Here is a 10093-nt window from a genome sequence, read left to right as displayed (position 1 = left end):
GGCGAGCTGCATATCCGAAGTTACGAAATTTTAAATCGCCGCAAACAAGCTGCAAAGAGGTTAAATTTAAACCCGCTACAGTCTTTGAGGCGGATAAGCTGCGGATAGTTTATCTGTTTAAATTTTTGATCTTTTGTTGATCCAGCGGCAGGTCGGAGCGGATTTTTATTATGACCGTATCGTCGCCGTGAGCGCCTCCGCCTATTAAAACGCCTCCATCATCCGTGCTTACGGCGCTTTTGAGCCAAAAATCTTGCAATTTCGCTTTGTTTTCGCGTAATATATTGCCGTTCAAATCAAGCTCTAAAAATATCGTCTGATCCTCCGAAGCGTCGTTTGCGCCGATTAGAAGTAGCCCCTCTTTGTAGTTTGCTAATTTATAGGTCGCGTTTAGCGTGTCGGGCAGATCGCAGACGCCACGATCTCTTCCGCAAATCTGCTTTCTCCAAATTTCATTGCCTAAGGCGTCAAATTTCGCGATATTTGCGCCGAATTTTGCCAGCAGAAATATCGATCCGTCCTTTGCTTTTAACAGCTGCGCTTTCTGATCGATTACAAGCTCGTCCGAGGCACCGTCTTCCTTCGTGCGGGCGAAATTTACGCTCTTATGCCAAAGCTCCTCGCCCTTAGCGTTAAATTTTAAAAATCCATCTTTTTCGATGATGAGCAGGATCTCGCTTTCGGATATTTTGGCTATCCTTGTCATGGTGCCGTCAAACGGTCTTTTGCTCTTTGCGATATTTAGCTTTTTCTTCCATAGCAGTTTTTCTCTCTCGTAAAAGCACAGATCGTTGTTTTCGTCTATCGCGGCAAATTTATCGCCGAAGCTCGCTACTTCTTTAAATTTAAGCGGAAATTCGTAGATTATATTTTTTGTTTTGGCGTCTAAAATTTGATTATCCAAAAGCGCGTATGAATCCATCGCCGCTACCGGCATATTGGCTGCGGATACCACATTTAATTTTTTGCGCCAGAGTTCCGCTCCTCGCTCGCTTAACTCAACTAGTGAGACTCGGTATTCGTCGCTCGCGCTTGCAAGAAGCAGATATCCTTGCGGAGATTTTATTATGTTATCGACGGTTCTAAAGCCGTTTTTAGCGTAAGGAAGTTCCCAGATTGCGCCTTTTTCTTCAGGGCTTTTTTCGGCTAAATTTTCGTTTTGTATCTGCGCAGATTGCGCGGATTTTTCGGCGGAGCTTAACGAGGCACGATCAAGCCCGCTTATGAACGCTCCGTTTTTCGTAAAATAGGAAAAGAAAAGATATTTGCCGCGGGATTCGACGCTTACGCCCTTTAGGCTCTGCGGAAAGAGATATCTTTTTATCGGGGTGGGGTCAAGTTTGTTGCTAAAATCGATCAGATCCACGCTTGGAAACTCCCCTTTTTCGGATATTTTTTTGCCTAAGTAGGCTAAATTTAGATCCTCTATGACTTTAAAATTATTTAAATGCGCGCCGCTGTAATACGCGCTTGATTGGGCCGTGTTATTTTCGCCTAAATCATATAGCCCAAATTCGCTCCAATTTGATGAAAATACCCGCTTGCCGTCTTTGGATAGCGCCATTTTATCAATTTCTAAATACGGATGGGCGATATAGCGAATCTGCTTTAAGATATTAGAGCTTGGCGCGGCATTTGCGCGGTACCTATGCATATCCGATATATCTAAAATATAAAATCCCACCCAGCTTGCCAGCAAAAGCTCATTCTCAGAGAGCAGTTTCAGATCGCCGAGCTCCTTTATTTCGGATAATCTATGCGGTGCGCAAGCGTAATCGTATTCCCACTTAGTGACTTTGGAAGGGGCGATAAAATAAGCAAGCTGCGTAAATTTATCATCTTTTACGTCATAGGCGGTAAGGGTACTGAAAAAATCCTTCGCAAAGAGGGTGCGCCCGTCGACTGAAAGCTCTATTTTATTTACAAATCGCACTTCAAGTCGAGCCGAAATTTTAATATCCCTTCGGTCGCTAAGATCCAGCTTATAAATTCCGAAATTTGGATCGGCGACGAATAGACTTTTGCCGTCTTAGCTCTGCGCGATATCTATGTAGGCGGGATCAAACTCATGCTGCGGAAAAGAGAAGATGCCCGTAAGCTTTAGAGTGCGCGGCTCGGTAATGTCGATCAAGACGATGCCGCCTTTGTCGTCGCCCAAGCCAAAGAGCGTATTTTGATCTTCAGAAAGGCGCAGCTCGTAAATTTCAAACGGAAGCTTAAGCGCGTTTTTTGCAAGTTTCCTCTCCTCTAAATTTACCTCTTGTAGCGCGCCGCCCTGTTTTTTAGCGGCGGCAAGATCGCTTTTAAGGATTAAAATTTCATCCTCTTTCAGCGATTTCGCGGCATCTTTGGCGGCCGAAAAATTTTGAGTCGCCGCGCAAATTTCGCAGATAAAAGCCGAAGCGGCTAAAATTTTAACTATAAAATTCGCTTTGCTTTCATTTCGCCGCCTCGTAAATTTATCTAAAATCGTCGCTTCTACTCGGTATCAGCAGATCTTGCAGCTCCTGCTGCACCGAGACTTTCGCGCGCGGATCGAGGATCTGCGAATAGATGATGAAATTTGCAAGCACCTTTTTGCCGTAGTCCCTGCTCTCGGCATACGGCACGAGCTCCATACTAAGCCACGGCTCAAATTTGCCCTTATTAAACATATCGCCGCGCTGAAGCATCTTTTTGACGAGCCCGAGCCCGCCGTTGTAAGCGTATGCGATGAAAACCGGGCTGTAAATTTTGCGCTCTAACCAGTCGATGTGGATGTTGGCGAAGCGGTAAGCGACCTCGGGGCGGAACATATCGTCTTGATCGAAGCCCGCGATCGCAAGCTGCTTTTTGCCGATCTCGTTAGCCAAAAACGGCATAAACTGCATCATCCCAAGCGCGTACGATGTAGATACCGATGCGGGCACGAAGCGGCTTTCTTGGCGGGCGAGCGCCAAAATTAGCGCCTTGCGGCGGTTATCACCGTCACCGATGTATTCCATAAACGGCGTCGGATAGAAGTTATCCTTGCCGCCGCTTGCTTTATTCATGATGTATGAGTACTCGCCGATGCTTTGCTTGGTGTCGAATTTTTTAGCAAATTCCAAAAGTTGTGGGCGCGACATCTGATCAGCGCTATTTTTCGTGCGAACCCAAGCGAAAGGATCGGTAATATCGTAGCCTTCGATGGAATTTTTAGCAGGATTTGGGATGATTATGTTTAAATTCCTATCCCCTAAGACCTCCTTGGCATAAAGCGCATAGAGGCTGTAATAATCGCTGCTAGCAAGCTGGCGCAAGACATTTTGATCTCCATTTAGCAGGTAGATCCAAAATTTCGCATTGTGTACATCGTGAGGCTTCTCAAAGCTCGCGGCCGCGCGGCTAAAAAATGCAAGCGCAGCCCCTTCGTCGCCCTGCATGACGGCGTTTACGCCCAGCATAAACGCTACGTCCTTCTCCACGGTTAGTGGATCGACGCCCGTGAGCGAGCGGCGCAAGTGCGGGTATTTGCGGTTGATTAGCGCATCGTTAAGAACCGCTTTGAAACCTTTTTGCGAAGCTAGTTCGCTTACGAAGGCTGCGTTGGCGTCGATGTCGATCAGAGCGTCTTTGCCCGCACCTTTTAAGTAGTCGTAATATAAAAAGTAGTTTTGCGCGTTACGGCTCTGCATAAAATACTCGCTCGGATTTTCGTCGTTAAATCCGCGCAGTAAATTTACGGCGTTTCTACTTGCTGCGTCTTGGTACTTTTCAAGCTGCGAAGCGAGCGTCTCGCGCATGGACGGGCTTAGCTTGGCGATAAAATTTGGATATGAGCGCGCCTTTTTGCAGGTTAAATTTGCATCTAAAATATTAGCGGAGGTAACGCCTGCACATCGATCCGGACGCTTAGGAGGGCGAATGGCGCCGAAAATTCTATCGAGCTTATCTTTTAGCTTGCCTTTGTAGCGAAAGATACTCTGTTTTAAAGCTCTAATCTCCGCTTTGTTGTATTTCGTCTCATCTATTAGGCGATAGATGTAATAGTCCTTGGCTAGGGATTTTGGCTCGTCTTTGATCTGTTCGTAGCTTAAAATTTTACCGCTACTTGCGGCGCACAGCAGTCCTAAAACAAGGCTAAATTTCAGAAATATTTTCAAATGACCGTCCTATTGATGATATAGATTATCGCGCTGTCAAAGAAGTTAAGCACGAGCAGGATAAGAAGCGGCGAAAGATCAAACCCGCCGAAAGTCGTAGGCAGATAGCGGCGCACCAGCGCAAACGCAGGCTCGGTAAGCGCAGAGATGACGCGGTAGATTTTATAAAATTTACCGAACGGATTTGGACGGATGAAGCTCAAAACGCAGGCGACGAAAATGAGCATCATATAAGCTTGAATCACGTAGTGAATACTCACTAAAATGCCGTAAAATACGCTATTTAGTAGCATCAAGTATCTCCTTTAAATCAGCGCGGATCAGCGGATACAGCTCGCTAAGCTCCGGTCCGTGGGGCGCGCCGGTTAGTAAAAACCTAAGCGGCATAAATAGGCTCTTGCCTTTTAAATTTGTAGCCTGCGAAAGCGCCGTTTTGAAATCATTAAATTCCGCGCTTGCGCCGTTTGAGCCCAATAAATTTAAGATCGCCTCTCGCAGAGCCTGCGCCTGCGCCGCCCACTCCTGCGGGATATCTTTCGCGCCGTAGATCGCTGCGATCTTCTCTTTGATACGCGGGATTAGGCTCGCTTCTTGAGTGTAAAATTTTATTAAAGGCGCAAATCTGGACTCAAGCTCAAAAAGCTCCGCTAATCGCTGTTCGCTCGCTCTTTTGATATGCTCGCGGTTTATGAAGGCGAGTTTGTCCTCGTCAAATTTCGCCGGGCTTTTTGAAATTTTAGCGATGTCGAAAAACTCCACCGCCTCATCCATACTAAAGACCTCGCGCGGCGTTTTGTTGCCCAGCAGGATCAGATAGTTCGCGATCGCTTCGGGCAGGTAGCCGCTTTGAAGCAGCCATTTTACCGAGGAGCTAGCTTCGCGCTTGCTCATCTTTTTGCCTTCGGAATTTAATATGATCGGCAGGTGCGCGTATTTGATCTCGCCGTCGTAGCCGAGGCTTTGGCGGATCCAGTTTTGCTTTGGCGTGTTTGAGACGTGATCCTCGCCGCGGATTACGAAGCTCACGCCCTGCATCATATCGTCGCAGGCGCAAGCGAAGTTATAAGTTGGCGTCTTGTCCGCGCGCATGATGACGAAGCTGTCGATATTCTGCGGCTCAAATGCGATACGGCCCTTGATTGCGTCGGTAAATTCCAGCGCATGATCAGGTTTTTTAAGGCGGATAGTAAAGGGCTTTTCGCAGCCAAGCACCTCTTCATCGCTTAAATGCTCGCAATGCCCGTCGTAGCGATACGCCTCGCCTGCGTCCTTGGCGGCTTGCTTTTTCGCCTCAAGCTCCTCCTCGCTGCAAAAACAGCAAAACGCCTTTTTCTCGGAGAGCAGCTTGGCAGCGAACTGCTGATGAAATTTTAAATTTTTGCTTTGATAATACAGACTCTGCCACGAGATGCCGAATCGTTTTAAAATTTCGATAATCTCTTGATCTTTGCCTTCGATATTGCGCGCAGTGTCGGTATCCTCGATACGTAGAATAAAGCCGCTTTGATCCTGCAGCGAGCAGATGTAGTTAAAAATAGCCGCGCGTAAATTTCCGATATGCATATCGCCGGTGGGCGACGGAGCAAAGCGATACAATTTAGGTCCTTTGGGTTTAAATTTAAGCTGGGATTATACTTTTTACTTCCTAATAAAAAGCAAAAACAAAGCAAAAATAGGCTAATATCGGCGCATTTTATTTAAGGAGACAATATGAGTTTCATTCAGGAATTCAAAGAATTCGCGATGAAAGGCAACGTCATCGATATGGCGGTGGGCGTCGTCATCGGCGGGGCTTTCGGCAAGATCGTAACCTCGCTCGTAAGCGACATCATGATGCCGGTTTTAGGGCTTCTTACGGGAGGCATGAATTTTACCGATCTTAAGATCGTGCTAAAAGAAGCGGTGGGGCAGACCCCGGCCGTTACGATAAACTATGGCTCGTTTATCCAAGTAACGGTCGATTTTATAATCATCGCGTTTTGTATATTCTGCGCGATCAAGGCGATCAATAAGCTTAAAAAGCCCGCCGAGCCTGCACCGGAGCCTGCCGCACCTGCCGAGCCTAGCGAAGAGATTAAACTTCTTACCGAGATAAGAGACCTGCTTAAAAAATAGGTCGCGGCGATGCTTGAGAGAATTCCTTATTTCAAAGCTCTAAGTGCAGCGCAAATCGATCGTTTGGAGCAGATTAGCATCCATAAAAGCTACAAAAAGGGCGAAATTTTATTTTTCGAGGGCGAGCGCTCGCAGTATCTATTAATCCTGCTAAAAGGAATTTTAAAAATCTATAAAACCTCCGCAAAGGGGCGTGAGATCCATATGCGCGAGATCCGCCCCATCTCGCTCGTGGCGGAGATGGTAAATTTCGAAGAGACGAGCTATCCTGCAAGCGGCGTGTTTTCGACAAACGGCGAGGTGCTAAAGATCGATTATGAAAAATTTAAAAACGAGTTTATGAGCGATCCAAAGATTTGCCTGGAGCTTTTAAAATCGATGTCTGAGAAGATCCGCGCGCTAAATGCGGTCTTTGATAATCAAGTCGTGCTTAGCTGCGACGGTAAGATCGCTAAGTTTATCAACGAGAATTTCGATATTTTTATGAGCACGAAATACACTAGAATAGCCAAAATTCTAAATGTCACCCCCGAGACCTTCTCGCGCACCATCACTAAATTTAAAAAGAGCGGCGCGCTAATTTTAGACGATAAGCAAGAAATCACGGGCTTTGATAAAGATAAGCTGGACGAGTATATCCAAGGCTAGAGTTTGAAAAGCGCCTATATTTTTCCGATCGTCGGCACGGTTTTATTTCTGTTTTTTAATCTTTACGTCTACAGATCGATCGGCGCGCGCTTTACGCCATATAAAGGCTTCGCTACGTTTCGCCCTGCCTTGAGCTTGCTTTGCGTAGCTTTGGCGATTTTAGATGCGATATTTTTTGTGGGTTTTGGGCTTAATGGAAGCTTTAAAAACGAGCTGCTTTATAAGCTATGCGTATTTTGCATGGCAGCATCCTTTTCGCTCTTTTTTATCTGCCTTGCTTACGACGTGTTAAGTGCCGCTGCGCATGTGGTTAAATTTAGCGAAAATAGGCGAAAATTTTTAAAAACCTTTATCGACATAACCTTCGTAATAATGGCGTTTAGCTATATTTTTAAGGGGTTTTATAATGCACTAAAAATTCCAAAAATCACCGAGCGCGAAATAAAAATCAAAAACTTAGCTCGCGAGCTAAGCTTCGTCGTCATCTCGGACGTGCATCTGGGCGAGTTTTTGAAAAAGGAATTTTTGCAAGGCGTCGTAGCGCAGATAAACTCGCTAAGCTTCGACGCGCTGCTGATCGTGGGCGATATGTTTGATCTGCGCTCGGATGAGCTCGGGGATATTTTGCAGCCTCTTGAGGCGATCAAAAAGCCTATCTTTTTCGTCACGGGCAACCACGAATATTACCGCGGCGACGCAAGCGGGCTTATCGCGGCAATGCAAAAAGCGGGTGTGCGGGTGCTGCAAAACGAAAGCGTGGAATTTGAGGGGCTAAATTTAATGGGCGTGCACGATCTTAGCGGCTTTCGCTTCGGATATATGCAGCCCGATCTCGGCGCTGCGCTAGCGCAGGCGAACCCCGATAAACCAAAAATTTTACTCGCGCATCAGCCTAAATACGTCGTGGATTTCGTGCGCGACGAGGTCGATCTGTGTATCTGCGGGCACACGCACGCGGGGCAAATCTTTCCGTGGACGCTTTTGGTGCTGCTTAGCCAGAAGTATCTTTACGGGCTGTATAACGACGGGCTGAAGCAAATTTACGTAAGCAGCGGCGTAGGGTTTTGGGGTCCGCCGATAAGGGTCTTTGCCGATGCCGAGATCGCGCTGCTTAAGCTTAGAAAGGCATAGATGAGAAGTTTTATTTCGAGGATTTTTGGGGTTATCGCCGCGGTGAAATTCCCTAAATTTATACAAAATTTTATCAACCGCAAATACGTGGAATTTTTCAAAATCGATATGAGCGAATTTGATCCGCCGCAAAGCTATGCGAGCCTAAACGCGCTTTTTACTCGCCGCTTGCTGCACCCGCGCGAGATAGCGACGGACGAGACGGCTTTTATAAGCCCTAGCGACGGCGTGATCTTTGAGAGCGGGACCTGCGCCGATATGCGAGCTTTTAGCGTAAAAGGCTGCGAATACAGCCTTAGCGAGCTGCTTGGTCGCACGTTTACTGCAAGCGAAAGCGGCGGAGCGGTTGCTACGAACGGGAGCGGCGAGGTTGGAACCGGATGCGCAAAAGATGCCGGCGCAGGGATGAAATTTCGCGCCGCGCAAGCGAAAATCATAAGCGACGAAAGCGGCGCAACTTATGCCGCGAGCGGCGTGCAAGCTGAAATTTATAGTGATGAAAGTAGTGTGAGCCGCGAAACGAGCGCAGAGGACGCCCAAGGCGGCGAAAATACAAGCGGCGTAAATTTAAGCTACGCAAACATCTATCTAAGCCCGCGCGATTATCATCATTATCACGCGCCGTGTGATCTAAGCGTGTTGCAGGCGCTTTACATACCCGCTGATCTTTACAGCGTGGCGAAGAAATTTTTACTTAAAATTCCAAACCTTTACGCCAAAAATGAGCGCGTGATTTTGAAGTGCAAAATGCGAAATGGTGGGATTTTGTGGATGGTTTTCGTGGGCGCTTTAAACGTCGGCAAGATGAGATTTGATTTCGATACGCGAATACAAACGAATGCATGTGCAAGTAGAGCTGAGGCGCTTTACGAATATGAAAATTTAAACTTTAAAAAGGGCGATCATTTGGGAAATTTTGAGCTGGGTTCGACGATCGTGCTCGTAGCGCAAAGCGAGTTTTTAAAATTTGAAACTCCGACTGATACGTCCGTAAAATTCGGACAAAAAATCGCAGAATTTAATGAAATTTCATAAAATTCCATTTAAAATGCAGGATTTTTTCTTTAACTAAAATTAATTTTATTTAAATTTGGCTATAATCATCTCACTTTAAATCAAAGGATTTAACATGAAAAATTTAAAAGCTTTTACGATGATAGAGCTTGTTTTCGTCATCGTCGTTTTAGGTATTTTGGCGGGCATTGCAGTGCCTAGATTAGCCGCTACGCGCGATGATGCTACTATCGCTAAGATGCGCGGAGACATCGCCGCCATTAGAAGCGGACTTTCGCTAGTTAGAAGCGAGAACATGATGAGGGGCGTGACTACATGGCCTGCTTTGGAGGGCTCAGACAACGCCACTCTTTTTGATGGCGTTTTGCAGCAACCTATCTATCCTATGAGAGATGGCGGTAGGAACGGCTGGACTTTGGTTGCGAACGGCAATGCCAATGCAACATCTACATATAGGGCTAGCGTAGCAGGCAAGAGTACTACTTTTGATTACTATCCAACTACACCTTTGGCTACGGCAGCGGGGAGAAACGTAGGTTCATTCGATTGTAATCACGCTGACGAGCTTTGTCAATCCTTAGCGCAATAGCTAAATGCTCTATTATGAAGTTGCGGTTTTGGGCGCCAGCCTAAAGCCGCTTACTTATAGTTCAAATTTTAAAATACCATCCTATCAAATCGTATCCGTTCCCGTAAAATCGAGCGTCAAATCTGCTGTGATCCTGCGAGAGGTTTCAAAGCCAAGCTTCAAAACCAAGAAAATTTCTGAAATTTCGCAGCTTAAATTTAGCCCGTTTCAGATCGCACTTGCAAATTTTATCGCGTACTACTATGTCTGCGAAAAGAGCGTTGCATTTGGGATTTTCGAGCCTGCAAGCGATACGGCGCAGGATTTGCGGAATTTGCAGGAGCATCCTACGACCGAGCGGAATTGTGCTTGCGAGCAAATTCCCGTTAGTAAGCCAACCTCCGCTTGCAAGCAAACTTCTACCCGCGAACAAAATTTTATTTTCGAGCAGAATTCCATCACCGCACGAAATTCTGCTTTCGACTGGGATTTT

At 46.4% G+C, this 10093-nt stretch carries 10 protein-coding genes and 1 pseudogene; 6 read left to right on the top strand and 5 right to left on the bottom strand.

Annotated features, from left to right (window positions below):
- Nucleotides 1-109 precede the first annotated feature (109 nt).
- The 5 genes from Q0620_RS03330 to gltX all read right to left on the bottom strand — a co-directional run bounded on the left by Q0620_RS03330 (nucleotide 110) and on the right by gltX (nucleotide 5720).
- Nucleotides 110-1933 carry a hypothetical protein gene (locus Q0620_RS03330; protein WP_298783201.1) on the bottom strand — a complete coding sequence of 608 codons (1824 nt, stop codon included), beginning with the start codon at nucleotides 1931-1933 and terminating at the stop codon, nucleotides 110-112.
- Between the two features lie 96 nt (nucleotides 1934-2029).
- Nucleotides 2030-2158: a hypothetical protein gene (locus Q0620_RS03325; RefSeq protein ID WP_298783200.1), complete on the bottom strand. Its 129-nt coding sequence runs from the start codon at nucleotides 2156-2158 to the stop codon at nucleotides 2030-2032.
- A gap of 301 nt (nucleotides 2159-2459) precedes the next feature.
- A complete protein-coding gene (locus Q0620_RS03320; protein WP_298783199.1) occupies nucleotides 2460-4124 on the bottom strand; it encodes a lytic transglycosylase domain-containing protein in 1665 nt (554 codons plus the stop codon).
- A complete protein-coding gene (locus Q0620_RS03315; protein WP_298783198.1) occupies nucleotides 4121-4417 on the bottom strand; it encodes a YggT family protein in 297 nt (98 codons plus the stop codon). The genes Q0620_RS03320 and Q0620_RS03315 overlap by 4 nt, the downstream gene beginning before the upstream one ends.
- Nucleotides 4404-5720, bottom strand: coding sequence for a glutamate--tRNA ligase (gltX, locus tag Q0620_RS03310; RefSeq protein ID WP_298783197.1), 1317 nt, complete (start codon nucleotides 5718-5720; stop codon nucleotides 4404-4406). Before gltX ends, Q0620_RS03315 begins: the two co-directional genes overlap by 14 nt.
- A gap of 114 nt (nucleotides 5721-5834) precedes the next feature.
- Here gltX and mscL point away from each other — a divergent pair, with 114 nt between their 5' ends.
- The 6 genes and pseudogenes from mscL to Q0620_RS03280 all read left to right on the top strand — a co-directional run.
- The gene (mscL, locus tag Q0620_RS03305) at nucleotides 5835-6239 is read left to right on the top strand and encodes a large-conductance mechanosensitive channel protein MscL (protein WP_297897758.1); all 405 of its coding nucleotides are present in this window, start codon (nucleotides 5835-5837) and stop codon (nucleotides 6237-6239) included.
- Nucleotides 6240-6248: 9 nt separating this feature from the next.
- The gene (locus tag Q0620_RS03300) at nucleotides 6249-6887 is read left to right on the top strand and encodes a Crp/Fnr family transcriptional regulator (protein ID WP_297883312.1); all 639 of its coding nucleotides are present in this window, start codon (nucleotides 6249-6251) and stop codon (nucleotides 6885-6887) included.
- A 3-nt stretch (nucleotides 6888-6890) separates the two neighbouring features.
- Complete coding sequence (locus Q0620_RS03295; protein WP_298783196.1) at nucleotides 6891-8018, top strand: metallophosphoesterase; 1128 nt, start codon at nucleotides 6891-6893, stop codon at nucleotides 8016-8018.
- Nucleotides 8019-9053: an archaetidylserine decarboxylase gene (gene asd, locus Q0620_RS03290; RefSeq protein WP_298783195.1), complete on the top strand. Its 1035-nt coding sequence runs from the start codon at nucleotides 8019-8021 to the stop codon at nucleotides 9051-9053.
- Nucleotides 9054-9147: 94 nt separating this feature from the next.
- On the top strand, nucleotides 9148-9621 hold the full coding sequence (locus Q0620_RS03285) for a prepilin-type N-terminal cleavage/methylation domain-containing protein (protein ID WP_298783194.1): 474 nt from the start codon (nucleotides 9148-9150) through the stop codon (nucleotides 9619-9621).
- Nucleotides 9622-9625: 4 nt separating this feature from the next.
- Nucleotides 9626-10093: pseudogene (locus Q0620_RS03280) on the top strand (hypothetical protein); the annotation flags it as partial.

This window comes from uncultured Campylobacter sp., assembly GCF_938017615.1.
GTDB lineage: Bacteria > Campylobacterota > Campylobacteria > Campylobacterales > Campylobacteraceae > Campylobacter_B.
Note: the sequence above shows the minus strand (reverse complement) of the source record. Positions and strands in the feature narration are given on the sequence as shown.